At 35.1% G+C, this 24,701-nt stretch carries 22 protein-coding genes; 11 read left to right on the top strand and 11 right to left on the bottom strand.

The window, feature by feature from the left end:
* Positions 1 to 121 precede the first annotated feature (121 nt).
* From B5X62_RS05365 to B5X62_RS05380, 4 genes are all read left to right on the top strand, one after another.
* Positions 122 to 1,588, top strand: coding sequence for a DUF5687 family protein (locus B5X62_RS05365; RefSeq protein ID WP_079666388.1), 1,467 nt, complete (start codon positions 122 to 124; stop codon positions 1,586 to 1,588).
* A 12-nt stretch (positions 1,589 to 1,600) separates the two neighbouring features.
* On the top strand, positions 1,601 to 2,302 hold the full coding sequence (locus tag B5X62_RS05370; RefSeq protein WP_079666389.1) for an ABC transporter ATP-binding protein: 702 nt from the start codon (positions 1,601 to 1,603) through the stop codon (positions 2,300 to 2,302).
* Positions 2,303 to 2,390: 88 nt separating this feature from the next.
* Positions 2,391 to 3,704, top strand: a complete 1,314-nt coding sequence (locus B5X62_RS05375; protein WP_079666390.1) for a M16 family metallopeptidase — start codon at positions 2,391 to 2,393, stop codon at positions 3,702 to 3,704.
* A gap of 4 nt (positions 3,705 to 3,708) precedes the next feature.
* Positions 3,709 to 5,748 (top strand): M16 family metallopeptidase, encoded by a 2,040-nt coding sequence (locus B5X62_RS05380; RefSeq protein WP_079666391.1) that lies wholly within the window; start codon positions 3,709 to 3,711, stop codon positions 5,746 to 5,748.
* Positions 5,749 to 6,059: 311 nt separating this feature from the next.
* On the opposite strand, the gene fumC is transcribed toward B5X62_RS05380, so the two are convergent.
* The 6 genes from fumC to B5X62_RS05410 form a co-directional block, all read right to left on the bottom strand.
* Positions 6,060 to 7,454 carry a class II fumarate hydratase gene (fumC, locus tag B5X62_RS05385; protein WP_079666392.1) on the bottom strand — a complete coding sequence of 465 codons (1,395 nt, stop codon included), beginning with the start codon at positions 7,452 to 7,454 and terminating at the stop codon, positions 6,060 to 6,062.
* Positions 7,455 to 7,566: 112 nt separating this feature from the next.
* Entirely contained in the window at positions 7,567 to 8,955 is a 1,389-nt protein-coding gene (locus B5X62_RS05390) for a tetratricopeptide repeat protein (protein WP_144038304.1), read from the bottom strand.
* A gap of 291 nt (positions 8,956 to 9,246) precedes the next feature.
* Entirely contained in the window at positions 9,247 to 11,058 is a 1,812-nt protein-coding gene (locus B5X62_RS05395; RefSeq protein WP_079666394.1) for a serine hydrolase, read from the bottom strand.
* Positions 11,059 to 11,087: 29 nt separating this feature from the next.
* Complete coding sequence (locus B5X62_RS05400) at positions 11,088 to 11,327, bottom strand: hypothetical protein (RefSeq protein ID WP_079666395.1); 240 nt, start codon at positions 11,325 to 11,327, stop codon at positions 11,088 to 11,090.
* A gap of 374 nt (positions 11,328 to 11,701) precedes the next feature.
* Entirely contained in the window at positions 11,702 to 12,703 is a 1,002-nt protein-coding gene (locus tag B5X62_RS05405) for a helix-turn-helix domain-containing protein (RefSeq protein WP_079666396.1), read from the bottom strand.
* Positions 12,704 to 12,844: 141 nt separating this feature from the next.
* Positions 12,845 to 13,603 (bottom strand): Rossmann-fold NAD(P)-binding domain-containing protein, encoded by a 759-nt coding sequence (locus B5X62_RS05410; RefSeq protein WP_079666397.1) that lies wholly within the window; start codon positions 13,601 to 13,603, stop codon positions 12,845 to 12,847.
* 166 nt (positions 13,604 to 13,769) lie between these two features.
* Between B5X62_RS05410 and B5X62_RS05415 the strand changes: the two genes are divergently transcribed.
* The 6 genes from B5X62_RS05415 to B5X62_RS05440 all read left to right on the top strand — a co-directional run bounded on the left by B5X62_RS05415 (position 13,770) and on the right by B5X62_RS05440 (position 19,158).
* A complete protein-coding gene (locus B5X62_RS05415) occupies positions 13,770 to 15,377 on the top strand; it encodes a fumarate hydratase (RefSeq protein ID WP_079666707.1) in 1,608 nt (535 codons plus the stop codon).
* Between the two features lie 267 nt (positions 15,378 to 15,644).
* Positions 15,645 to 16,193 carry a HutD family protein gene (locus B5X62_RS05420; protein ID WP_079666398.1) on the top strand — a complete coding sequence of 183 codons (549 nt, stop codon included), beginning with the start codon at positions 15,645 to 15,647 and terminating at the stop codon, positions 16,191 to 16,193.
* A 121-nt stretch (positions 16,194 to 16,314) separates the two neighbouring features.
* Complete coding sequence (locus tag B5X62_RS05425) at positions 16,315 to 16,587, top strand: hypothetical protein (RefSeq protein ID WP_079666399.1); 273 nt, start codon at positions 16,315 to 16,317, stop codon at positions 16,585 to 16,587.
* Between the two features lie 127 nt (positions 16,588 to 16,714).
* Positions 16,715 to 17,074 carry a DUF4260 domain-containing protein gene (locus tag B5X62_RS05430; RefSeq protein ID WP_079666400.1) on the top strand — a complete coding sequence of 120 codons (360 nt, stop codon included), beginning with the start codon at positions 16,715 to 16,717 and terminating at the stop codon, positions 17,072 to 17,074.
* A gap of 212 nt (positions 17,075 to 17,286) precedes the next feature.
* Complete coding sequence (gene prfA / locus B5X62_RS05435) at positions 17,287 to 18,372, top strand: peptide chain release factor 1 (protein WP_079666401.1); 1,086 nt, start codon at positions 17,287 to 17,289, stop codon at positions 18,370 to 18,372.
* Positions 18,373 to 18,474: 102 nt separating this feature from the next.
* Positions 18,475 to 19,158 (top strand): hypothetical protein, encoded by a 684-nt coding sequence (locus tag B5X62_RS05440; protein ID WP_079666402.1) that lies wholly within the window; start codon positions 18,475 to 18,477, stop codon positions 19,156 to 19,158.
* A 21-nt stretch (positions 19,159 to 19,179) separates the two neighbouring features.
* Here the strand turns inward: B5X62_RS05440 and B5X62_RS15440 are convergent, their stop codons facing one another.
* The 4 genes from B5X62_RS15440 to mutL are packed head-to-tail and all read right to left on the bottom strand — an operon-like array spanning position 19,180 to position 23,085.
* A complete protein-coding gene (locus tag B5X62_RS15440) occupies positions 19,180 to 19,551 on the bottom strand; it encodes a hypothetical protein (RefSeq protein ID WP_144038305.1) in 372 nt (123 codons plus the stop codon).
* A 4-nt stretch (positions 19,552 to 19,555) separates the two neighbouring features.
* Positions 19,556 to 20,536, bottom strand: a complete 981-nt coding sequence (locus B5X62_RS05450; protein WP_079666403.1) for an endonuclease/exonuclease/phosphatase family protein — start codon at positions 20,534 to 20,536, stop codon at positions 19,556 to 19,558.
* The gene (locus tag B5X62_RS05455) at positions 20,536 to 21,288 is read right to left on the bottom strand and encodes a rhomboid family intramembrane serine protease (RefSeq protein ID WP_079666404.1); all 753 of its coding nucleotides are present in this window, start codon (positions 21,286 to 21,288) and stop codon (positions 20,536 to 20,538) included. Before B5X62_RS05455 ends, B5X62_RS05450 begins: the two co-directional genes overlap by 1 nt.
* Before the next feature lie 3 nt (positions 21,289 to 21,291).
* Positions 21,292 to 23,085 (bottom strand): DNA mismatch repair endonuclease MutL, encoded by a 1,794-nt coding sequence (gene mutL, locus B5X62_RS05460; protein ID WP_079666405.1) that lies wholly within the window; start codon positions 23,083 to 23,085, stop codon positions 21,292 to 21,294.
* Between the two features lie 147 nt (positions 23,086 to 23,232).
* On the opposite strand from mutL, the gene B5X62_RS05465 reads away from it, so the two are divergent.
* Entirely contained in the window at positions 23,233 to 24,324 is a 1,092-nt protein-coding gene (locus B5X62_RS05465) for an acyltransferase family protein (RefSeq protein ID WP_079666406.1), read from the top strand.
* 28 nt (positions 24,325 to 24,352) lie between these two features.
* On the opposite strand, the gene B5X62_RS05470 is transcribed toward B5X62_RS05465, so the two are convergent.
* Entirely contained in the window at positions 24,353 to 24,589 is a 237-nt protein-coding gene (locus B5X62_RS05470) for a hypothetical protein (protein WP_079666407.1), read from the bottom strand.
* Positions 24,590 to 24,701 lie beyond the last annotated feature (112 nt).

A 24,701-nucleotide genomic window follows, 5' to 3' on the forward strand; every position in this document is an offset into this window, starting at 1 on the left:
TAAAGGAGTTTTTGATGTTGATAACTTAAATTTTAACCAAGTTTTAATCTCGAAACTGTAACAATGTTGCATTTAATTCAACTAAATTTATATACGAGTTTTTATTTTAAATCTTACTGATATGATCAAACGTTTTGCAGTTTTAGAATTCAGGAACTTTATGCGATCCAGCAGTTTTGCCTCCAATCTTGTGATGAAGATTTTGCAAGCGATGCTTATTGTGTATTTTCTGATAGCATTTGTTGGGGTTAGCGTTGCGGCTTTTTATTATCCAAAAGAAAAACTTCTGACAGATCCTCTGTATTTTGTTGGACAGTTTTTGTTGTATGCTTTTTTGGCGGATGTGTTTTTGAGATACTTTGTGCAGCAGATGCCGACGCAGAATATCAAGGCTTTTTTAACCATGAATATTCCTAAAAATACGGTGGTGAAATATCTAATTTCGAAGACATTTTTGTCATTTTTTACTTGGGGAAATGCCTTTCTGTACGTCCCGTTTGTAGTTTTATTATTGATAAATGGTTACAGTATTATAGGAAGTTTGGCGTGGCTATTTGCTATTATGTGTCTGTACTTTATCAGCAATCTCATTAATATTTTAATGAACGGTAAAGACATTATTGCTTACATCATTGGAGGATCTTTGTTGGTTTTGGCGACTTTAGATTATTATGGAATTATCAATTTTCGATATTTTTCTGGGCAATTATTTTACTCGTTTTACACAAAACCTTGGCTTTGTATTGTTCCGGTTTTGATATTTATTCCTTTATTGTTTTTGGTTTTTAAACAAATTAAATCCAATTTTTATCTTGATAAAGGTCTTGAATTAAAAAAAGAAGAAGGTCAAACCGAGAATATTCAATTCTTGAATAGATTTGGGATTATGGGAACTTTTCTTAACAACGACATCCGAATGCTGAAACGTAGCAAAGCTGCAAAATCTGTAGCAATGGGCGGATTTTTATTTTTGTTTTACGGATTATTGATGTTTGCAAGTCCAACTTACAAAACGCCAACAATGATGATGTTTCTAGGGATTTTTGTGACGGGCGGCTTCCAAATGTTGTTTGGTCAAAAAGTGCCGTCTTTCGATAGCTCATATTATCCGTTGATGATGACGTTAAATGTCCCTTACAAAGATTATCTAAAAGCAAAATGGTGGCTCGTAAATATTGTGACTTTTGTGTCGATGATTTTCGCTTTATTTTATGCATATTTCGGTTGGGAAGTTTATTTCACCTTCTTTGCGGCTGGACTTTATAATATCGGCGTTAACTCACAAGTGACGCTGCTTTCGGGTGCGTTTAACAAAAATCCTATCGATCTTAATGCCGCAAAAAAATCGATGGGACAACAGAATAATTTTAGTTTTAAAAATATATTGTTAGCGATTCCGAAAATGGCATTGCCAATGTTAATCTATGGTGTAACAAGTACGTTTTTCGGGACAGTTGCCGCCGTTGCCGCGATTGCAATACTTGGTGTTATTGGATTTTTGATTCGTGAAAAAATATTCGATTACATCGTTCGACTTTACAAAAAGGAAAAATACGACACTTTAACCGCTTTCAAAAAAACAACTTAAAAAAAGAAAATCATGATATCTATAAATAATTTATCAAAAACATACGGAGACAGAACGGTTTTAAAAATCGAAAATCTAGAATTTCCTAAAGGTCAAACGATTGGTTTGGTTGGTAATAATGGCGCAGGAAAAACAACATTATTTAGTTTGCTTTTGGACTTGATAGAAGCAACGACAGGTTCTGTGACAATTGATGGCGAAAAAGTTAACACATCCGAAAACTGGAAAAACAAAGTGTCGGCTTTTATTGACGAAAGTTTTTTGATTGGCTATTTGACGCCAGAAGAATATTTTTATTTCTTGGGCGAATTGCGTGGACAGAACAAAGCGAGTGTTGATGAGTTTCTTAAGCAGTTTGATGATTTTTTTAATGGAGAAATTTTAAACTCAAAAAAATATATTCGTGATCTTTCTAAAGGAAATATGAAAAAAGTTGGGATTGTTGGTGCTTTGATTGGTAAACCAGAAATTATTGTTTTGGATGAGCCTTTTGCGAATCTCGATCCTACGACACAAATCAAACTTAAAAATTTGGTGAGAAATTGGTCTCAAAATTCGGAGTCAACATTTTTGATTTCTAGTCACGATTTGGCGCACACCACCGAAATTTCCGAAAGAATAGTTGTTCTCAACAAAGGAGAATTGGTTCGCGATATCCAAACCTCGCCAGAAACCCTTCAAGAGTTGGAAGCTTTTTTTGCAGAAGGCCTTTAATTTTGTTTAAAATTTAGAAAAATATTAATGAAACTGTAACAAAATCGAATTTTTTGTTACCTATTGAGGAGATTAACCAAAGTCAAAAATGAAATTAAAATTTTTATCTACGGCGGCTTTAGCATTGACAGGAATGCTGATGAACGCGCAAGAAATCAAATTCGAGGAGTATAACCTTCCGAACGGGATGCACGTTATTTTGCATCAAGACAACTCGGCACCTGTTGTAACGACGGGCGTTATGTACCATGTTGGTGCTAAAGATGAGGAAGTTGGAAGAAGTGGTTTTGCACACTTTTTTGAGCACCTTTTATTCGAAGGGACAAAAAATATTAAAAGAGGAGATTGGTTCAAAATAGTATCATCAAACGGTGGAACTAACAATGCCAATACGACTAATGATAGAACTTACTACTACGAAACTTTTCCTAGTAACAACTTACAATTAGGTCTTTGGATGGAAGCTGACAGATTGCGTCAGCCGATCATTAACCAAATTGGTGTTGATACACAACGCGAAGTTGTAAAGGAAGAAAAAAGATTGCGTATGGATAACCAACCTTACGGTAATCTTTTGACAGCTTTACAAACCAACCTTTTCGCAAAACATCCTTACCGTTGGACAACAATTGGTACAATGGAAGATCTTAATAGTGCGAAATTGGAAGAGTTTCAGGATTTCTTCAAAAAATATTATTCGCCAAACAACGCAACTTTGGTTGTAGCAGGTGATTTCAAAAAAGATGAAACTAAAAAATGGATCGAAGAATATTATGGTTCTATTCCAAAAGGTCCAGAAGTTAAAAGAACAACAATAAAAGAAGATCCAATTACGCAAGCTAAGGAAGTAACTTGGAATGATCCTAACATCCAACTTCCAGCTTATTTATTTTCTTACAGAGTGCCAGGAAGTCGTGATAAAGAATCTTATGCTTTGAGCATGCTTTCGACTTATTTATCAAATGGAAAATCATCTGTTCTTTATAAAAAATTAGTGGACCAAGAGAAGAAGGCTTTAGAAGTACAAGCGATTAACTTGGGTCTAGAAGATTATGGTATTTTCGCATTTTTTGCAATTCCGATGGGATCTACAAGCAAAGATGTTTTACAAAAAGATATTGATGCCGAAATCGTAAAATTACAAACCAACCTTATCTCTGACGAAGATTATCAAAAACTTCAGAACATTGTTGAGAATCAGTTTGTAAACGCAAACTCGAGCATTCAGGGGATTGCAAGTTCTTTGGCAACATACAATGTGTTATATGGCGATACTAACTTGATTAATAAACAAATTGACATCTATCGTTCTGTAACTAAAGAGGATCTAAGAAACGCAGCGAAGAAGTATCTTAATCCTAACCAAAGAGTAATCATCAATTATCTACCTGAAAAAAAATAATCAAATGAAAAAGCAACTTACATATATAGCCGCAAGTTTTCTGATTTCAGGAATGACGATGGCTCAAAAAATAGATATCAACGCAATGCCGAAAGCTGGTCCAACGCCTAGCATCAATATTGCAACACCTCAGACTTTCAAACTTAGCAATGGTTTGACGGTTATGGTTGTAGAAAACCACAAACTTCCGCGAGTTAACGTAACACTTTCTATGGATCGTCCGCCTGTATATGAAGGCAAAATAGTTGGCGTTAACAGCATTATGGCAGACCAATTAGGAAACGGAACGACAACAATGTCAAAAGACGATTTCAACAAAAGAGTTGACTTTTTAGGTTCGACAATTAATTTTAGTTCGAATGGTGCTTTTGCAAATACCTTGTCAAAATATTTTCCAGAAATCCTTGGTTTGATGGCAGATGCGGCGATTAATCCTAAATTCTCTGCTGACGAAATTCAGAAATCTAAAGAAAGAAGCATCGAAGCTTTAAAACTTGACGAAAAAAGTGCACAGTCCATCGCTTCAAAAGTTTCTAATGCTGTTATCTACGGTAAAAATACTGCAAGAGGTGAGTTCGAAACAGAAGCTTCAATCAATGCAATTCAGTTGAATGACGTTCAAGATGTTTATTCTAAATATTTTGCGCCAAACAACGCTTATTTAGTTGTTGTTGGTGATGTTAAATTTAAAGATGTTAAAAAACTTGTTGAAAGCAAATTTAATGCATGGAAAAAATCTTCAACAACAATTCCTGCGGTTGAACCAGCTAAGAATGTTGCTAAAACAGAAATCGAAATGATCGATGTGCCATCTGCGGTACAATCTGTAATTTCGGTTGGGAATATCACAACGCTTCAGATGAAAGACCCTCAGTTTTTCGCTGCAACAATCGCGAATTACATTCTTGGCGGCGGCGGCGAAGCGCGTCTTTTCATGAATCTTCGTGAGAAAAATGCCTTTACTTATGGTGCTTATTCAAGTTTGTCAACCAGTAAATATTCACCGGAATTCAATGCTGAGTCTAGTGTAAGAAACGAAGTGACGGACAAAGCTGTTACTGAATTTTTAAATGAATTAAAAGGTATTTCGACGATCAAACCTGAAGAATTGGCTAATGCAAAAGCGAAGTTAAAAGGCGACTTTATCCGTTCAATGGAAAAGCCAGAAACTATGGCGAAATTTGCGGTTAATTCAGAAATTTATAACCTTCCAAAAGATTTTTATGCTAACTATCTTAAGGCGATCGACAATGTAAGCGTTGAAGATGTTCAAAACGCAGCCAAAGCTAATATTCTTCCTAACCAAAGTAGAATTTTTGTAGCTGGTAAGACATCAGAAGTTGCCGATGGTTTAGAAAAACTAGGTTTCGCCGTTAACTATTATGACAAAGATGCCAACAAAATTTCAAAACCGACAGTTCAAAAAATAGATGTTACAGCGGCGCAAGTTGCTGACAAATACATTACTGCAATTGGAGGTAAGGCTGCTTTGGATAAGGTGACATCTATTGCTACAACGGCGGCTGCTTCGGTTCAGGGTATGAATTTGGATATGACAATGGTAAAAGCTAAAGGAGGCAAAATGTTGATGGACATGAAGGTGATGGGCAACAGTATGCAAAAAGTAGTATTCGACGGTGTTAATGGTAAAATGACTGCGCAAGGTCAAACGATGGATCTTCCTGCGGAGATGAAAGCTGAGTTTGCAAACGATAAAGAATTGTTTCCAGAAGTAGCTTTTGCCAAGAAATCTGCTCTTAAAGTATCAGGTATCGAGAAGATCAACGGCGAAGATTCTTACGCGATCAAAGATGGATCGACGGTTTACTATTACAGTGTAGCCTCAGGTCTTAAAACTGGTGAAACCAAAACACAAAAAATGAACGGTCAAGAGGTTACAATCCCAACAACATACGGCGATTACAAAGCTGTTGATGGTGTTAAACTTCCATATAAAATTTCGCAATCGATGATGGGGCAAAGCCTTGATTTCGTTGTAAGTAAGTGCGAGTTAAACAAAGCTAAAGACGCAGATTTCAAGTAAACCGAAATTTTTAGTTTAAATATAAAACTCCGAGTTCTATCTCGGAGTTTTTTTTGTTTTTATTTGGGCGCCTTTTCCCGCTATCCGCTTTTACTCCTCGCTCGCTTTCAGCTCGCTGTGGGGTAACCGCTTCTATCGGGGGCGCAACAATCAACTGCTATCAATCTTGGTTATTCAAAAAAAACCTGAAAGGCTTTCAAAGCCTTTCAGGGTTTAACATTTCTTTAAATAATATCCTCTACAAATTCAAGGTTTCATTAAATAAAAAATTTCAATTCTCAATCTTGGCTCTTGGCTCTCGACTCTTGCATCTATTTCAAACTTCCCACCATATCTTCAGGTTTTACCCAAGCGTCAAATTGTTCAGGCGTTACCAAACCAAGATTTACGGCTTCTACTTTTAAAGTTGTTCCGTTTTTATGAGCGGTTTTTGCAATTTTTGCTGCGTTTTCGTAGCCGATATGCGTGTTCAATGCAGTTACCAACATCAAGGATTTATCTACTAATTCTTTAATTCTTGGCAAGTTGGGTTCAATTCCAACCGCGCAATGATCATTAAAGGAAATACAAGCATCTGCAATCAATTGAGCCGATTGCAAAAAGTTGTAAGCCATCACAGGTTTGAAAACATTCAACTCGTAATTTCCTTGCGTTCCAGCAAATGAAATTGTGGTGTCGTTTCCTAAAACTTGCGCGCAAACCATCGTCAATGCTTCATTTTGCGTTGGATTTACTTTTCCAGGCATAATGGAAGAACCGGGCTCATTTTCAGGAATGTGGATTTCTCCAATTCCGGAGCGTGGTCCCGAAGCCAACATTCGGATGTCTTGTGCAATTTTAAATAATGACACCGCCAATTGCTTCAAGGCACCGTGAGATTCTACAATCGCATCATGTGCCGCCAAAGCTTCGAATTTATTTTCCGCCGTGATGAAAGGATGTCCTGTTAATTTTGAAATATATTCTGCAACTTTTACATCGTAACCTTTTGGCGTGTTCAACCCTGTTCCGACTGCCGTTCCGCCTAATGCGAGCTCTGAAAGATGCGGAAGTGTATTTTTCAAAGCTCGCAATCCAAACTCCAATTGTGCGGCGTATCCCGAAAATTCTTGACCTAAAGTCAGCGGCGTTGCGTCCATTAAATGCGTTCTACCAATCTTTACAATATCTTTAAAAGCTTCCGATTTTTCCTTCAATGTAACTTTTAGTTTCTCAACTGCAGGAATGACTACATCAACCACTTTTGCATAAGCCGCGATGTGCATTGCCGTTGGATACGTATCATTTGACGACTGCGATTTGTTGACATCATCATTTGGATGGATTTCAGATTTTTCACCCAACGCTCCACCATTCAAAACATGAGCACGGTTGGAAATTACTTCGTTTACATTCATGTTCGATTGCGTTCCAGAGCCAGTTTGCCAAATCACCAAAGGAAATTGATCATTTAGTTTTCCTGCTAAAATCTCATCAGCCACTTTTCCTATCATATCGCTTTTTTCTTTTGGAAGTACGCCTAAATCTGCATTAGTAAGCGCTGCAGCTTTTTTTAAATACGCAAAAGCTTCGATAATTTCATGCGGCATCGAACCTTCGGGGCCGATTTTGAAATTGTTGCGTGAACGCTCCGTTTGTGCTCCCCAATATTTATTAGCAGGCACTTTTACTTCGCCCATTGTGTCATGTTCTATTCTGTAATCCATATTTTAAAAAATTAATTTTTAATTACAATAAAGTTACAAAGAATAGCTTAGCACAGCATTTTTTTTAACATAGATTAAAACAATTTTGATTTTTTAGAAAAACAAAAAACCTTCAAATTTTTGGCTTTTGTCGTTTTAACTTTTCATTTTTTTCTAAAAGTTTGTGCACGATTAAATGTTCTAATTTGTGGTGTAAGGGAATTAGGATTCCGGCGATACACGCTAAAGACAATAACATCAAAAAAGGTTGGTGATGCGTCCATTCGCCGATATAAGGATGAAGCAATAAGTTTAGAAATTCAAAAACCAAAAGCATGGAAAAGGTGCCTAAAAACCGGATAAAATTAGGATGAACTTTCACTTTGTGACTGATGATTAAAAATAAAATTAAAAACGCTAAAAGTCCAATAGCAATGGCGGCATTTTGTAGATTTTCGGCTCTTTCTTGTTTTTCTTTTTCTTTTTTTAAAGCCATTTCCCGCTCTATGTTTTCTCTTTTGAAAGTGAGATTTTGGAGTGTTGTTAAATTATGTGCCGTATAAATTTCATTGCGCAACTCATTAGAAATTTTTGAATATTCGTACGCTTTTGCAATATTTTTCTCTTGGTCGTAGGCTTTTTGCAAAATATCTGCAAGACCAATGGCGCTCAGTTTATCTTTGGTTTTGATAGCGGCATCAAAGCCGTCTTTGGCAATCTTTATGGCTTCTTGACTTCGCCCATTAGCATAAAGAAGTTCTGCATAGCTCGTGGAATTGTAAGCCAAAGATTGCTCCATAGAATTTGCTCGCACAATAGAATCTACTTTTTTAAAATTGAGTTCGGCTTCAGAAAAATTTCCTGCTTTGAAATTGATTAAAGCATAATCTGTAACAATCCCTGTAGTGAAATAAATATCATCTGGATGTGTGCTTTTTTTTGCATAAATCAGTCCTTTTTTTACGCTTGCTAATGCTTCGTTTATTCTATTTAATTTTAAAAGATTAAGGGCAAAATTATCATAAGAATTTATCATGTTAGGAATATAACCAGGGTATTCCTTCTCTTTTTTTGGCAAAGACAAAAGTATATTCACTGCTTTTTTCCCAGTTTCCGCACCTTTTTGATAGTTCCCAATTTGGTAAAAGCAAAAACTAAGATTTTCGTTGGCAATTGCCGTCCTGAAATCAGTTTTCAGTTTTTCTGATAACGCCAGGGATTTTAGATAATAGTCTAGCGCAAGACCAAATTCGCTTGTCCCGCTATAAGCGTTTCCAAGCAGATTGTATGCTTTTTGCATGATGGTGTCGTTACCAGACTTTACAGCTAAAGGATAAAATTCCTGCGCCATGTCAAGAATTTTATCCGTTTTACCTTCTTTTTGATATTGAATGTATAAATCGCCAATTTTTTTTAGTTCAGATTTGTAATCTTTAGTTGGTTTTTGGGCAAAAACATGAACTCCAAAAATCAATAACATGATTAGCAAAATTCTTGAGTGATATTTCAAAAAGCTTTTCATTCTATATTTTTAAAAACTTAATTTATGATTAATCTGACTGTAATTTCATCGAATAAAAAAACTTAAATTCTCATCCTACTTACCTTTTGCAAATCCGCCTACTTTTGCAAAAACAATTTTGGTGCTATTGACTTTTACTTATCATTTTTCGGAGAATCCCATATATTCATCAAAAAAAAATTAAGTTATTCCAGAAACTTTCAACATCATTTGCTGTAAAAAACGGAACTAATCTTTAATGTTAGAGCTATTTACAAACACAGGTTTTTAAATTTCTGTTGGATTTTACTATTACTCTTTCTTTTTTAATTCAAATTCGCCAGTACTAGAAACTTGAGTAACAGAAGTCACTTTTCCGTTTTCAAGTTTGAATACCACTTTAATATCAGAAAATTCTTTTAGCTTAAATTCATTTTCTTTATACGGGACCAATTGATAATCGGGTTGTCCGGGTATTGAAATTGTTAGTTGATCGTTTTTTAAAGCAACAGTTACAATAGTTCCTGCGGATTCGTATTTGCCTTCGTAGATTTTTAATTTTTGCGGGTTGCTAAAATTAGCATCTACTTTTTTGTTGAAGAACACTTCACCTTCGTCTAAAGAAATTGTAAATCCATCGATGTCGCCTTGTGGATTGGTTCTGTAATTGATAGAATATTGTCCCAAGTTTTCATCATTATCAGTATCAAAACGGTCATAATGATAATGATGAAGTGGAAGTATAAGATTATTGAGTTTAAATTGTAAATCTTTGTCTTTTTGGGAAATGGTAATCGTTCCATAAGGTTCATTGGAGAAATCCCCAAGGTAATCTGCTATTGGATGCGATGGTTTGGTGTTGGGTATTTGGCTATTTGTTGCTTTGCTTCTGGCTTCTTTATCTGCTTTTTTGGCATCGATATGATCTTTTAGTAAACGTTCGCTCCAAGGGGTTTGTGATAAACCTAGTAGTCGCTCATAAACATTAGAGGTAATGGTATTGTACAAAACGGCACTTTGATCTCCAATAACAAACACCACTACGCCTATGTTATCTTTCGGCATCATAGAAATTTGTGAATGTATGCCGTTTAAATCTCCGCCATGCATTAGCAACAAATGCCCACGATATGGAACAGACATGCGTGCTAGCCCATAATTGGCATTGAGTATTTCGTTATATTTGGGTGAATTGGGTAATGATAATCCTGGTTCTAAAGTAGCTTTTAAAACATCAGAAGGAATTACTTGCTTGCCATTGTATTTCCCATCATTCATTAGTGCCATCAACCAATGAGAAATATCGTTGATATTAGACATCAATCCACCAGCAGGATTTAAGCCTTCGCCATCAAAATAAATGGGTATTTCATACAATATGTCGGAATCTCTTTTTTCGTTGTATGGCACAACAAAATCTCCTGTTTTTCGCATGGCAGCTTCCTCAAAGGTGGAAGTAGTCATTTGCAGTGGGTTGAGAATATTCTCATGTACGAAGGCTTCGTAAGATTTGCCTGATTTTTGGCTTATAATTTGGCCTATGGTTGAAAATAATAGGTTGTTGTAGAGAAACTTGGTGCGCAAAGGTGCGGATGGTTCCAGGTATTTTATTTTATCAAAGATTTGTTTCCCTGTAATGTTTGATTTAAACCAAACCATATCGTGGCGAGAGATGCCAGTTCTGTGTCCCAGCATGTCTTGCAGGGTTACCGTGTTGTTTAAATCATTGTTATAGAAGTTGAGTGTTGGCACATCGTTTTTTATGGGTTTGTCCCATGATAGCTTGCCATCATCTACCAACATACCCGCAGAAACAGCGGTAAATAGTTTGGTGTTGGAAGCAATCTGAAATAAAGTGTTTGGTGTGACGGGTAGTTTTTTGCCATAGTCGCGGTAACCGTAACCTTTGGCGAAAACAAGTTTTCCTTTGTAAACTACTCCTACGCCGATACCTGGGCAGTTCCAATCTTTTAATAATTTATTAGCATAATCATCAAAGCCTTTTAATTGCTTCTCAATGTTGATTGGCTTTGCTTCGCTTGTTTCCGCTTTTTCTTGAGCAAACGCTGTGTTTACAACGAGGGTCAATGCAAAAAACAATGTTTTTGGTGAGCTTAATTTCATTTTAACTAGTTTTTATAGTTAGACGTTTTTTATTTTTTTTGCAGTCTTTTATTTATAAGGGCAACTTGTTTTTTACGCTCATTTTGCTGCTTCACAGAGTCTTTTTGCACAATTACATATATGGTTTTAAACGATTTTTCAATGTCTGCAATATTCATTAAATGAGATTTTGGTTTAGAATTATCAAAGTCTTTTTTTACCACGGTTTGTGCTTTGGAAACTATTAGTATAGAGCATCCAAAGCACAGGGTAAATAATTTTGTTCTCATTTTAGGGTCGTCTTAGAGCATGATTACTAGCAATAATTGCAGAATTCATGGTAGAACTTACGCTTTCGAGACATTTTAGAAAGCAAATGGCAAAACAGATCATTCCCACTGCAATGCAGAGGCAGATGCCGATGGTTAAAGATTCTTTTTTCATGGTTATTAGTTTTTATTGGTTTAGTTTTAGTTGATTTTTTTGCACAAAAAATCCCATTATTTATTCGAGAAAAAAATAAAATTCAAGAAACGTTTTCTTGAAGAATTTTTCTTCCCTATAAAAAACAGGATATAAAGGAGCTTCCATGGTTATTAGTTTATGGAAGTGTAAAGTTAGCGGTCTAGAATGTGCGGAAAACGCAAAAAAATGTGCAAAAAAATTAACTTTTTACATACAAAGCAGGGCTTTTACCATAGATTTGCTTAAATGACCTTCCGAATGCAGAAACGTCTTTATAATCTAATTTATAAGCTACATCTTTTACGTTATAGCCCAATTGCAGGAGGTTTAGTGCTTCTTTCATTTTTAAATTTCGAAAATAATGAGCAGGAGAAATCCTAAAATTGGTTTTGAACTTTTTACTAAATGAACTCTCGGAAATGCAACATAAATCTGCCAGAAAATCGCTGCCTGGAAACTCTCCATTGACGTGTTTTTCCATCCAGTTTAAAGCAGATTTCAGCTCTCCGTAACTTATTTTTATCAATTTAATTTCCGGATTGCTATCAAATTCTTCATCAAAAAATTTACTGATTAAATTATACGATAATGCCTTTAAATTCAAACTTTTTGAAAGCGATTCTTTTGAAATTTGCGTACAAATTTCGGTTACTAAATCTTTGTAAATCTCTGTTTTTGTAGAAATGCTTGTTTTTCTATTACCTTCGATTATTTCGTTAAAAGCAGTATTATTTTTAATTTGAATAGGATTAATGTTTCTCTCAATCCAATTTTTGTGAATGTCTAAACGTAATCCAAACGCTTTTAATTTTGATTTTATGAAAATCTCCGCGTTCATTTTTCCATTAAAAAACATAGAAATTTGGTCGCTCGAATAAAATTGCTCTTCCAATTTCAGATATAAAGGGTTTTTCGTCCGTGTTTCAGTAAAATAAAAAACCATCGTAAGATATTCGGAGTTTGGGTTTGGAAGAAACTCGTATTCAGCATCTACAGGACTATAGCTGCTAAAAGTGAACAAAAATAAATCCTGTTCTAAAAGCTCATAGCGAAAAGAAGAATCTAAAATCCCATTGTTAATCTCGATAAATCCCGAATGTTCGTCGTGAATCGCATCTGGATGCATTTGAAACATTTCTTTGATATATGCTTCTGGGTCGGCGATTGTAGAAGAAAAACGAATCGATTTTGGAAGTTCCATGAGAGAATAATTAGTTTAAAACAAATGTATGTTAAAAACATAATTAAAAGTTTAATAATTTATGAAAAAAGTAGTGTTTTAATTTATTTTTAAGGAATATCGCAAATTAAGCTTGCTTGTTGTATCAAAAATTCCTTTGTTTTAGAATTTTCTCGGGTCAGGATGAAGAAATTCGTACTTCAAATCATTTTCTAAATTTGTAGAAATAATTTTACGTCCAAAGCTTTCTTCAATTTTTGCTTCAATATTCTTGGTTTGAAAATCTACAACTTGTTGTTTTGTTGGATGCAAAGGCGCGACCAAATTATAGGTTTTCGATTGTAAATTTTCGTCAATTATTTTTTCAACAATTCTAGAAATGTCTTCAAAATGAATGTGATTCACGATTTGTTGCGGTTCTTTAATTTTATACTTACTCAAATAGCGGTCATCGCCCATCAATCCGCCTAAACGCAGAATGTTGATTTGCGGAAAATTCTTTTTCATTAAATTTTCAATCCCGAAAATATTTGGATTCAGTAAACTTTCATCCAAATTAGTTTCTGAGATTTCTTCCTCAATTTGAGGATAAACTCCTATAGAACTCATCAAGAAAATTGGTTTTTCAAAATTTTTAAGGAAAGAACTTAGATTTTCGAATCTGTTTTTTAAAACTTCAAAATCCGCAGATTTAGAAAAAGGAATCGTGATAATGATAACATCTAAATTCTTCCAAATTTCATTCGGTTTTAAAAATTCACCTGTATCAAAATCAATTTTAAATGCTTGAAAACTCAAGTCAGAAAGCATTTTTATTTTATCATCAGACGTTGTTGTCGCAAAAATTTCATGCGTTGAAAAAAAATGTTTTGCCATTCTAAAACCCAACCAACCGCAACCGATAATTCCTATTTTTTTCATTCCAAACTTTCGTTGTTTAAAATTAGGAAGAATAATTTTCAGAGCCAATTTATAATCATTATAAATATCAATAAGCTTTACTGATTTTACTCATTTTGTTCAAGTAGAGCATTTTGCAATGCTTAATTTTACGGGAATTAATTTTATTTCAGAAATCAATCAAATTATGGAATTTTCTTATCAGGAACCATTTCCTATTTTAAAAGACGATACACAATACAAAAAGCTTTCTTCTGACTTCGTAAAAGTGGAGAAATTGGGCGACAGGGAAATCTTAACCGTTGACCCAAAAGCTTTGGAACTTCTTGCAGAAAACGCTTTGAAAGATGTTTCTTTCATGCTTCGTTCAGCTCATTTACAAAAGCTAAAAAACATTATCGACGACCCAGAAGCTACAGATAACGACAGATTTGTTGCTTACAATTTGCTTCAAAACGCGGCGGTGGCGGTTCAAGGTGCTTTGCCATCTTGTCAAGATACAGGAACGGCGATTTGCGTTGCTAAAAAAGGTGAAAATGTTTACACAGGCGCAAACGACGCAGAATGGATTTCGAAAGGAATTTACAATACGTATCAAGAGCAGAATTTAAGATATTCTCAAATCGTTCCTTTAACGATGTTTGATGAGAAAAATTCGGGCTCTAACTTGCCTGCTCAAATTGATATCTATGCGGAAGAAGGCGATGCTTACAAATTTTTATTTTTAGCAAAAGGTGGAGGTTCTGCCAATAAGACTTTCTTATATCAAAAAACAAAATCTTTGTTGAATGAAGCTTCTTTGGACGCTTTCGTGAGAGAAAGAATTATGGATTTGGGAACGGCGGCTTGTCCTCCTTACCACTTGGCTTTGGTGATTGGCGGAACTTCTGCGGAAGCTAATTTGGCAGCGGTTAAAAAAGCAAGTGCTGGTTATTATGATAATCTTCCGACTGAAGGAAACATGGGCGGTCAAGCCTTCCGTGATTTGGAATGGGAAAAAAGAGTTCAGAAAATTTGCCAAGAAAGTGCAATTGGAGCGCAGTTTGGGGGAAAGTATTTAACGCATGATGTTCGTGTGATTCGTTTGCCTCGTCACGCGGCTTCTTGTCCCGTTGGAATGGGCGTTTCGTGTTCTGCGGATAGAAATATCAAAGGAAAAATCACCAAAGACGGTATTTTCTTGGAGCAATTGGAAACCAATCCAGAGAAATTCTTACCTGCAACACCGCCACATTTGGAAGAGCCTGTAACCATTGATTTGAACAAACCTATGCCAGAAATCTTGGCTGAATTATCAAAATATCCAATCAAAACACGTTTGAAACTGAACGGAACTTTAATCGTTGCAAGAGATATTGCTCATGCAAAAATCAAAGAATTGTTGGACGCAGGAAAACCAATGCCAGAGTATTTCAAAAATCATCCAATTTATTACGCAGGGCCAGCAAAAACTCCAGAAGGAATGCCTTCAGGAAGTTTCGGACCAACAACCGCGGGTAGAATGGACGTTTATGTGGACGAATTCCAAGCAAACGGAGGAAGTATGGTGATGCTTGCGAAAGGAAACAGAAGTAAAGACGTAACCAACGCTTGCGGAAAATATGGCGGGTTCTACTTAGGTTCTATCGGTGGTCCAGCTGCAATTTTGGCGAAAGACAACATCAAATCTGTTGAAGTGGTAGATTTCCCAGAATTAGGAATGGAAGCGGTGCGTAAAATTGAAGTCGTTAATTTCCCTGCGTTCATCATTACCGATGATAAAGGCAACGATTTCTTTGCAAATTTGGCGCATTAAACTGAGAAGAAACTTTACGAAAAGTTTAAAAATACTTATAAAATGAAAACGGTTGTAAATAAAACTTTGCAGCCGTTTTTTAATTATAATCGTAATTAGATTTAAACTTGCTTTACGCATTAGGCTTTATGCAATACGCTATCTGCCCGTCTATTAAATAAAAATAGATATTCTAGCTTGATCCAATTTATAAATTGTAGCTTCATCGCTTAAAGCTTAAGGCATATAGCCTACTGCAAAATATGGATTAAAAATTCTCTCATTAAAATGAAATATATTAAAATCTCAAAACAACATATTACTCCTTCGATTTGGGATGGCGGAAAAACCTTCGAGTATTTCATCTATCCACCAGAAACAAACTATGCAAAGAGAGATTTTTTATTTCGAATCAGCGCTGCTTCTATAGAAAAAGAACCTTCTATTTTCACTCGTTTTGAAAATTTTCAACGTTTTTTGGTGATGCTAGATAATGATTTAAATATCAGAAGAAACGATAAAATAGAGCATTATTCGCAACAAGATGTTTTTGTATTCGACTCCAACGATGAAATTGTTTCGCATAGTTTAGGTAATGATTTTAATGTAATGGTTTCCAAATCTGTCGCGTTTTCAAAAGTCGAAATCTTAACCGAATTTAATCATTCCATTGCGGATTTTATCTTTGTTTTTGCAAAAGTAGAAACTGAAATACAATTAAATAATCAAAAAATAACATTGGAAGTAGACGATTTATTGGTGATAGAAAATCTAAGTCAACAAGAAATAAGCGTAAAAAGTCAACAAAAAATCATTTGTAGTTTTATTAAAATCTAAAGTTATTATCATCTTAAATAGTCAATTGGTTTTTATGTTAAAAATTTTAAAATAAAAATCATAAGTAAAACTTTTGCAGAAAAAGAAAAATGTCCTATTTTTGCCTTAAATAATTAAGAAAATGATGTTATCAGCATTTTGGCCGTTTTACCAGTTCCTTTGGACTATCTATTTTATTACAATGTTCTTGGCTGGATTTTGGTGTATTTTTATGTTCGCAACTTTTATCGTTCCACTTTGGTTAACAGAAGGTGTTGCTGAATATTTTGGAAAAATCAATAAAAACTTTGATCCAGAAAAAGTACGTTACCAAAAACTATACGAGCAAGAAGGTGTAGAAGTAATCTACGAAAGACCTGCTGGTGAGAAGCCTGCAACGCACGGTCACCACTAAGAGTTGGCAATTTCTGTTTTGGGAATTGCACTCAAAGCGAAACAACATATATTAAAAAGCTTTTCGAATTTATTCGGAAAGCTTTTTTTGCTTTATTATGAAATTTAAATTTATGTAAATTGTGACTATGAAAGTACTTTTGAAATTAGAATATGTAGCCATTTTGATTATATCAATTCTTGCATTTGCACATACTGAGTGGTCATGGTGGTGGTATGTGGGATTGTTTTTTGCGCCAGACATTTCTATGTTAGGTTATTTGGTAAACACCAAAGTTGGTGCGTTTTTCTATAATCTTTTCCATCATTGGGGAATTGCGGTTTTAGTTTATATCGCAGGTTATTTATTTGGATTAACGGTATTGGAAGTTGTTGGTTCTATTTTGTTGGGACATTCTGCTTTTGATAGAATTGTTGGTTATGGATTAAAATACGAAGATAGTTTCCAGAACACGCATTTGGGCAGAATAGGGAAGGATAAGAAATAATTTACGGTTAGTAGTCTCTGTGAGGGCGAAGCGCATTGTTGGAGCTCTTTATTGTGGTGGCTGAGCGGAGCCGAAGCCTCCACAAGAAAAGCGACTGCGCGTAGACCGACCCGCTTGTTTTTGTAAGGCTTTAGCATTGGCAAAACAAAAGGGGCACAGCCAAAAAAATAATTCATTGAAAATTCGTATTTTTGCATTCTTAAAATTACACGATGTCAAAATCTCTGATTCCAAAACTGGAAGCGATAAAACAACGATATAACGAAGTTGCTGATCTGATCATCCAACCGGATGTTATCAACGACCAAAAACGATATTCGACACTTAACAAAGAATACAGCGATTTAGGAAAAATTGTTGTTGTCTATGACCAATACAAAGGCGCTTTGGATGCTATTGAAGAATCTGACGAAATCATTGCTGATGGATCAGACAAAGATTTGGTGGATTTAGCAAAAATGGAAAAACAAGAGGCTATCGACAAAATTCCTGCGTTGGAAGAGGAGTTGAAAGTTCTTTTGATACCGAAAGATCCTGCTGATGACAAAAACGTTATCGTGGAATTACGTGCCGGAACTGGAGGTGACGAAGCGGCGATTTTTGTGGAAGATATCTACAGAATGTACACGATGTACTTTAAAACCAAAGGTTGGAGACATGAAGTGACGGATTCTAACGAAGCTGCGAAAGGCTACAAAGAATTGATTATGAAGGTTGAAGGCGACGGCGTGTATGGTGTGATGAAATTCGAGTCTGGTGTGCATCGCGTGCAACGTGTTCCTGAAACGGAATCTCAGGGTCGTGTGCATACATCGGCGATTACGATTGCGGTTTTACCAGAAGCCGAAGAAGTTGATTTTGAACTAAATCCTGCTGATATCGAAATGCAAACGTCTCGTTCGGGAGGTGCTGGTGGACAGAACGTTAACAAGGTTGAAACGAAAGTTCAGTTAACGCACAAGCCATCTGGATTGGTTGTTGTTTGTCAACAAGCTCGTTCTCAGCTTGCTAACCGCGAATTGGCGATGGAAATGCTTCGTACAAAATTGTATGACATCGAGTTGCAAAAAGTGCAAGGTGATATCGCAGCGCAAAGAAAGTCGATGGTGTCAACTGGTGACCGTTCTGCAAAGATCAAAACTTACAATTATCCGCAAGGTCGTGTGACGGATCACAGAATTAATAAGTCGATTTATAATCTTGATTCGTACATGAATGGCGATATCGGCGAAATGATTGATGCGGTTATCATGGCTGAAAATGCTGAGAAAATGAAAGGCGAAGAAGAAGGAATGTAATTGATTTCTTTTAAACTATATAAAGCTCTGGACAAATCGTTCGGAGCTTTTTTGTTTTTAATTGGAATTTTATTTTTAATTTAATGCTTGAAAAAACACATTATGAAGTATTTTAAAATTTCGTTTATTCTTGTCGCTCTGTTTTCTGCGCAAGTGATTTTTGCTCAAGAAGAAGTTAAAAAGCCAGATGAGGTTTTTGGCTTGTATTTTCGAGCAATGATGAATATGAACGATGGCGCCATCGCAGAACTTAATGATTATCTACGACCAACAAGCAAAGGAAGCGATGTCTATGGTAATCTAAGTAAAAAAGCTGTTGTCGAAGAAGTTAAAGCTAGTACTGATAAGTTTATAGATGCTAATTTTTCTAAAGATATTTCGGAGTCCGTAAAAGCCTCTGTAGGAGAATTTTTTATGGCGATGTTTCAGAATCTTTGGGATTCTTCTTACAAAATTAAAGAAGTAAAATTAGTGGACAATCCTTTTATTAAAGGTGATAAAATTGCAGAAGTCAATTATACGTTTAGTTTTAAAAAACCAAATATTAGTTTACAAGAATCGCTTAATGCCTATCAAAATAAAACGACTAAATCATTAACTGAAAAAGATGTTAATAAAATCTTTAAAGTATTGACTGAAGCTTATGGAACACAAGCTGTCGAAGTTAAAGTCGATCAAAAAGTAAATCTTTATCAAAGAAAATTCGACTCTAAATTATATTACATCGGAGATAATATTTCTAAAACAATGACCGGAAATTTAAAGGATATTTATTTAGGAAATTAAATAACTTTCGCAATTTTTGAGTTAATTAGCAATTGGAGGCGGAGGCGTCAGAGTTTGCGAAGATTCTTCTTTGGACTTTTCTTTAGTTTTTTCGGTTTCAGTCTTTTTTGCTTTCTCCTTCTCGTCGGCTTTCTTTTTTTCTTCTTCTTTTTTCTTTTTTTCGAGATCTTTAATTTGGGTTTCCAATTCTTTCTTTTTGGCCTCAGCAGCGCTATCTTTAACGACAATTACCTTTGGTGCCATATTAGCTGGCGTTGCTCCAGGTGCGAAAGAATCAATCGCAATAGTGTCATAATCTAACTTCTCAGGAATTTCCACACTGGCGTTGACATCAGTTTTTTTTGAACATGATGTAAGAATAATTGCGCCTAGGATAATTAGATATTTTGTCATCGTTTTATTGGATTTTAAAACTTGCTAAAACTGGAAAATGATCCGAAATATGAACACTTCTGTCAACACGATAATTTAAAGCTTTTATCGATTCTGATGTGAAAATATGGTCAATTTTTATTGGAAATTTAAATTCATGAAAGCTTGTTCCGCTTCCACTTCCTGCTTCCACAAAAGCATCTTTTAGATTTTTTGAAGCCAAATAATATTCGTAAGAATTAGGAACTGCATTAAAGTCTCCAGCAAAGACAACAGGATAAGGTGATTTGTCCACCGCAGTCATCGTGTTTTGCATTTGGATTTGATGTTCCTTAAAAATAGGAAGCATTTTCTTTACTAAACCTTTTGCTTTCGCTTCGTTTTCGTTCATGGATTTGGTTGGTCTAACCATTTGCTTATCAATCTGAAAGGGTTCCATATAGATGTTTACAAAACGTATTGTTTTTCCCTTAATATTAATATCGGTATAAAAACTATTGCCTATATCAACTTGCGTTTTAATATCTTCAAATTTTTCAATAGGAAATTTTGAATAACACTGAATATGTGGAAATTGTTGAAGTTTATGAGGATATTTTGTGAGATTAAATTCAATTGATGCTTCTTGTAGCAGAACAATATCAGGGTCTTTTTCAGAAATATAGTTTTCAATTTCTTCTTTACCCATCGTGCCGTTTCTTACATTAAAGCTCATCAGTGTAAAATCTGCTTTGTATTTTTTCTCTGGCGAATAATTAATCCATCGACGCGTTGGCGTAATAAATAAAATCGAAATTACTAAAAATAAAATTGCTCTTTTCTTAAATAAAATAATCCAATAGATACAAAGTAAAATATTTAAAATCATTAAGATAGGAAAACCTAAAGACAACAAATTCAATAATGAAATTTGGCTTGGCGATATCCAATTATTAAGCAGCATTGCCATTAGCAAGCTTGCAATAACTAAATGTCCTATCGTTAAAATGAAATTAAAAACCTTCATTATCCACCAATAATGTTATTGTGTTTTTTCCAGTTTCTGATGTAGAGATAGCCGACTAATGCGCCACCAATATGTGCAAAATGTGCTACATTATCCCAACTAAATTGTCCTACACCTAAGAATACCGAAATCAAAATAATAATTGGTAAAAGATATTTTGCTTTGATTGGCGCTGGTATAAACATGAACATCAATTTCGCATTTGGGAATAATGTCGAGAATGCCGCAACAACTCCAAAAATGGCGCCTGAAGCACCTACCATTGGCGTTCTTAAGATGTTGAACAAAGACTGCGCTTTCTCTTGAACTTCTGGATTCGAAGACGTAAAAGGCATATCACCAACGTAGCCGATAGTTGCGTATTTATAGATTTCGTTAATATTATAATCGTTTTCTTTTAGAAATTGTGTAATTCTAAAAACCTCTACAAGATTGATAATGTTGTAAAGAGCAAAACCTCCGATACCTGCTAAAAAGTACAAAATTGTAAATTTTTTTCCTCCCAAAACTTGTTCTAAAACAGGTCCAAAACTCAATAAAGTTAACATGTTAAATGCAATGTGCATAATGCTTCCGTGCATAAACATATGCGTAATAATTTGCCAAGAACGGAAATTAGGCGACAGCGGAAAAAAGCCAGCAAGCCACTGTGTTACAAATATTCCGTAGTTTTCTAAAAGTAATGTAGCTACAAAAACAATAACATTGATAATGATAATGTTCTTTGTAATTGGCGTAATATTTTGAAACATATTTTAAAATTTATTTTTAAAATCATCGAAAGGTATTTCCTCAAAACACTTCTTGCCAGAAGCGGTATATTGTGGAAAGCCTAAGTCGATAAAATCTTTTATAAGTTGTTCTACTTCAGTTTTATAAATAAAATCGAATTTAGATTTGCTGTGTACTTTTAACCATTGATCTTGGTAAAAACTCATGAAGTCATCTTCGGTTCTGTAATCTAAAATCTCAAATATTTTTTCTAAAAATCCGGCAACCGCAGATTCTTTAAGACCTTCTGGCACTGCGTTGATTCTTAACACATTATCGTGTGCAATAACCATATCGAATCCAAGTGATGGCAAATATTTTTTAATCGATTTGTATTTGTTTTTTTCAATTTCGTTGAGATGATATTCAATCGAAAAGAGAAGGTGTTGCCCGTTTTTATTTGGTTTAAATTCTTTCTGCTGCGATTGCAAAATCACACGATGTATTCTTCCCAAATCCAGCATCAAGGTTTTTCCATCTTTGTTAAACAACCAATAGCCATTTGGAAGTCGGAAAAGATCTTCCTCCAAATCGTCGTCGTCCTCAAAAAGATTAATTTTCGAAGGTTCCGCAGTTGGCACATCGGCATTGTACATTTCTGACAGATTAAAACTTTCGATTGCAGAAGGTTTTTCAGAAGTAAATGGATTAAAACTTCGATCAACTTTTACCGCTTTCGAAAATGAAGATCCTCCGCTGCTGCTAGTTTCAATGTTAGCTTTGCTCGGTTGCGGCTGGAAGAAAGCATCCATCGCAGGATCTCTATCAAAATCCAAACTGGGCGCAATGTTATAAATTCCTAAAGCTTTTTTAATTGTTGAACGTAGAAGAGCAAAAATTAAAGCTTCGTCCTCGAATTTTACTTCCGTTTTTTGAGGATGAATATTAACGTCGATTTTCTCTGGATCAAGCTCCAAATACAAGAAAAAACTCGGAATATAACCTGGTTGCAAAAGTCCTTCAAACGCCTCTTGTACAGCTTTGCTCAGATAAGGACTGCGGAAATATCTTCCATTAACGAAGAAAAACTGTTCGCCACGGGTTTTCTTAGCGCCTTCTGGTTTTGCAACAAATCCGTTAAGCGTTACCCAACCCAAGTCTTCTTTAATCGGGATTAAAAGTGGTTGAATTTTTCTTCCGAAAACTTCCACGATGCGTTGCATTTGTCCGCCTTTTCTCAGTCGGAAAATAGGCTCGTCGTTGTGGAACATTTCGAACTCTACATTTTCGTGAGCCAATGCCACACGCTGGAATTCGTCGATGATATGACGGAATTCTATATTGTCGTTTTTCAAAAACTTGCGTCGTGCAGGTACATTGAAAAACAAATTTTTAATTAGAAAGTTAGAACCTTCCAAAGTTTGTACAGGTTCCTGAAACTGCAATTCGCCACCTTCGATGTAGATGTTAGTCCCAACAGAAGCTTCGGCTTTTTTAGTTTTTAATTCCACCTGAGCAACAGCAGCAATCGAGGCTAAAGCTTCGCCACGAAAACCTTTGGTTGCGATTTTAAAAATATCTTCGGTGCTTTTAATTTTGGAAGTCGCATGACGTTCAAACGCCAATCTTGCATCGGTGTCGGACATGCCAACGCCGTTATCAACAACCTGAATCAGATTTTTTCCAGCATTACGAACTATAAGTTCTACCTTGCTAGCGCCAGCGTCTATTGCATTCTCCATCAATTCTTTAACGATGGAGGCGGGACGTTGGACAACTTCTCCAGCAGCAATTTGGTTGGCAACGTGATCGGGTAAAAGTTGTATAATATCTGACATATTTCTTATTAACCCCCAAAAATACGGATAAGTATCGAGGCTCAAAAATTAAATGTTTGTGAAAATGTCTTAATAAACGCTAATTCTGTTGTATATTGTTGTCAAATTTTTAATAAAATTTTATCCTTTAATTATTTGATAATCTGAATGAAAAGAGATTTATATATTGATTTTGCAAAAGGTTTTGCAACACTTTCAGTAATTTTTATCCACACGGTTTTTTGGTCAGGACAGTTTTATGTGCCGACAGAAGTGCGTGTGATGTCTTTGTTTTTTGATGTGATTTTGTTTTACGCCCTTAGCGGAATAACTTCTGGTAATAACATCGAAAAGACTTTTTATCGATTGTTGAAATTACAGGTCACGTATATGATTTTTGTGACTTTTCTTTTTGTTTTAGATTATTTGTTCAAGGTTTTTGGTTTGACATTTTTCTCGATGGATTGGCTCAAATCGTTCTATTCGACATTTGGTGGGAAATATGTTCCGCAGAATATTTCTGTAGAACCACAATGGCAAAATCTAGGAAATTGGTATCTCCATCAATATTCTAATGCTGATACTTTCCCTGTTGTGATGGGAAGTTTTTGGTATCTTAAGGTTTATTACATTTTGACGGTTTTTGGGGTTTTAGTTCTTAAATTCTTCCCCAAACATATCAATTGGTTTATCGGACTTTGTGTCGCTTTAACCTTGATTTTCAATTTATTTCCGCAATATTATCCAAATGGACAAGTTGGTTATGTCGCGTTTTACTTTGCTGTGTTTTTGATTGCGCATCAGATGCGTGGGAAAAAAATCCCTACAAAGATGATTCCTGTTTTGTATGGAATTGTGGCAATCGCTTTGGTCGGAATGTTTTGGTATTACGGAGGTGAGATGTTTTATAAACTAAATAAGAATAAATTTCCGCCGAAATTACCATATATTATTTGGACGCTTTTTGCAGTTGTCACCTTGTTTGTTGGTTATAATCGTTTGAAAATCAATAATAAAAACTTTTTGACGTATATCGGAAATAATGCGATTTTCTTTTACTTTTCGCAAGGGATAAGTTCATCTTTAATTTACTTTATTGTTGTGCCTTTCAAAGATGATGTTAATTGGATTTTGCTTTTAATTCCAGTTTATATTATCAATGTTGTACTTGCAGTTATCATTGCAGAAGGACTTAAAAAAGTAGATGCTTTTGGCTGGAAAATTTTAAATATTTTGCGAAAAAAAACCGCCTCTAGTTAAGAAACGGTTATGTTTTTTTTGTTAATATTTAGTTTTTGCTTCCGCCACCTCGCATAATAAGTGCGATAATAATGATAAGTACAACGCCACCGATAATGAGATAAGTTGGGTTGGTGTACCATTCGCCAGCGCCACCTCCTTTGTTGGTGTTAATGTCAACAGTTAAATCTGCGCCTTTGTCTTGAGCAAAGATAAGTCCAGTGCTGAAGAAAGATAAAAGCATAATCAGAACGCTTTTAAGTCTTGTTGATAAGTTGCTTTCCATAATTTTGATTTTGTTATGTTGATGTATTGTGTTAAATGTTTTTCAAATTCACAATTATTGTACCAAAATTATATTTAGTTCGTAAATGTATTGCGGGTTTTTTATAAACTTA

The sequence above is a fragment of the Soonwooa buanensis genome (genome assembly GCF_900167905.1).
GTDB classification, from domain to species: domain Bacteria; phylum Bacteroidota; class Bacteroidia; order Flavobacteriales; family Weeksellaceae; genus Soonwooa; species Soonwooa buanensis.

Coding starts and splice junctions, on each gene's coding strand:
- B5X62_RS05390 (WP_144038304.1), bottom strand. CDS start 8,955: ATGAAAAGCTTTTTGAAATATCACTCAAGAATTTTGCTAATCATGTTA.
- B5X62_RS05410 (WP_079666397.1), bottom strand. CDS start 13,603: ATGAAAAAAATAGGAATTATCGGTTGCGGTTGGTTGGGTTTTAGAATG.
- B5X62_RS05465 (WP_079666406.1), top strand. CDS start 23,233: ATGAAAAGAGATTTATATATTGATTTTGCAAAAGGTTTTGCAACACTT.
- B5X62_RS05430 (WP_079666400.1), top strand. CDS start 16,715: ATGAAAGTACTTTTGAAATTAGAATATGTAGCCATTTTGATTATATCA.
- fumC (WP_079666392.1), bottom strand. CDS start 7,454: ATGGATTACAGAATAGAACATGACACAATGGGCGAAGTAAAAGTGCCT.
- B5X62_RS05400 (WP_079666395.1), bottom strand. CDS start 11,327: ATGAGAACAAAATTATTTACCCTGTGCTTTGGATGCTCTATACTAATA.
- B5X62_RS05425 (WP_079666399.1), top strand. CDS start 16,315: ATGATGTTATCAGCATTTTGGCCGTTTTACCAGTTCCTTTGGACTATC.
- B5X62_RS05375 (WP_079666390.1), top strand. CDS start 2,391: ATGAAATTAAAATTTTTATCTACGGCGGCTTTAGCATTGACAGGAATG.
- B5X62_RS05405 (WP_079666396.1), bottom strand. CDS start 12,703: ATGGAACTTCCAAAATCGATTCGTTTTTCTTCTACAATCGCCGACCCA.
- B5X62_RS05365 (WP_079666388.1), top strand. CDS start 122: ATGATCAAACGTTTTGCAGTTTTAGAATTCAGGAACTTTATGCGATCC.
- B5X62_RS15440 (WP_144038305.1), bottom strand. CDS start 19,551: ATGACAAAATATCTAATTATCCTAGGCGCAATTATTCTTACATCATGT.
- mutL (WP_079666405.1), bottom strand. CDS start 23,085: ATGTCAGATATTATACAACTTTTACCCGATCACGTTGCCAACCAAATT.
- B5X62_RS05380 (WP_079666391.1), top strand. CDS start 3,709: ATGAAAAAGCAACTTACATATATAGCCGCAAGTTTTCTGATTTCAGGA.
- B5X62_RS05455 (WP_079666404.1), bottom strand. CDS start 21,288: ATGTTTCAAAATATTACGCCAATTACAAAGAACATTATCATTATCAAT.
- prfA (WP_079666401.1), top strand. CDS start 17,287: ATGTCAAAATCTCTGATTCCAAAACTGGAAGCGATAAAACAACGATAT.
- B5X62_RS05470 (WP_079666407.1), bottom strand. CDS start 24,589: ATGGAAAGCAACTTATCAACAAGACTTAAAAGCGTTCTGATTATGCTT.
- B5X62_RS05440 (WP_079666402.1), top strand. CDS start 18,475: ATGAAGTATTTTAAAATTTCGTTTATTCTTGTCGCTCTGTTTTCTGCG.
- B5X62_RS05420 (WP_079666398.1), top strand. CDS start 15,645: ATGAAATATATTAAAATCTCAAAACAACATATTACTCCTTCGATTTGG.
- B5X62_RS05415 (WP_079666707.1), top strand. CDS start 13,770: ATGGAATTTTCTTATCAGGAACCATTTCCTATTTTAAAAGACGATACA.
- B5X62_RS05395 (WP_079666394.1), bottom strand. CDS start 11,058: ATGAAATTAAGCTCACCAAAAACATTGTTTTTTGCATTGACCCTCGTT.
- B5X62_RS05370 (WP_079666389.1), top strand. CDS start 1,601: ATGATATCTATAAATAATTTATCAAAAACATACGGAGACAGAACGGTT.
- B5X62_RS05450 (WP_079666403.1), bottom strand. CDS start 20,536: ATGAAGGTTTTTAATTTCATTTTAACGATAGGACATTTAGTTATTGCA.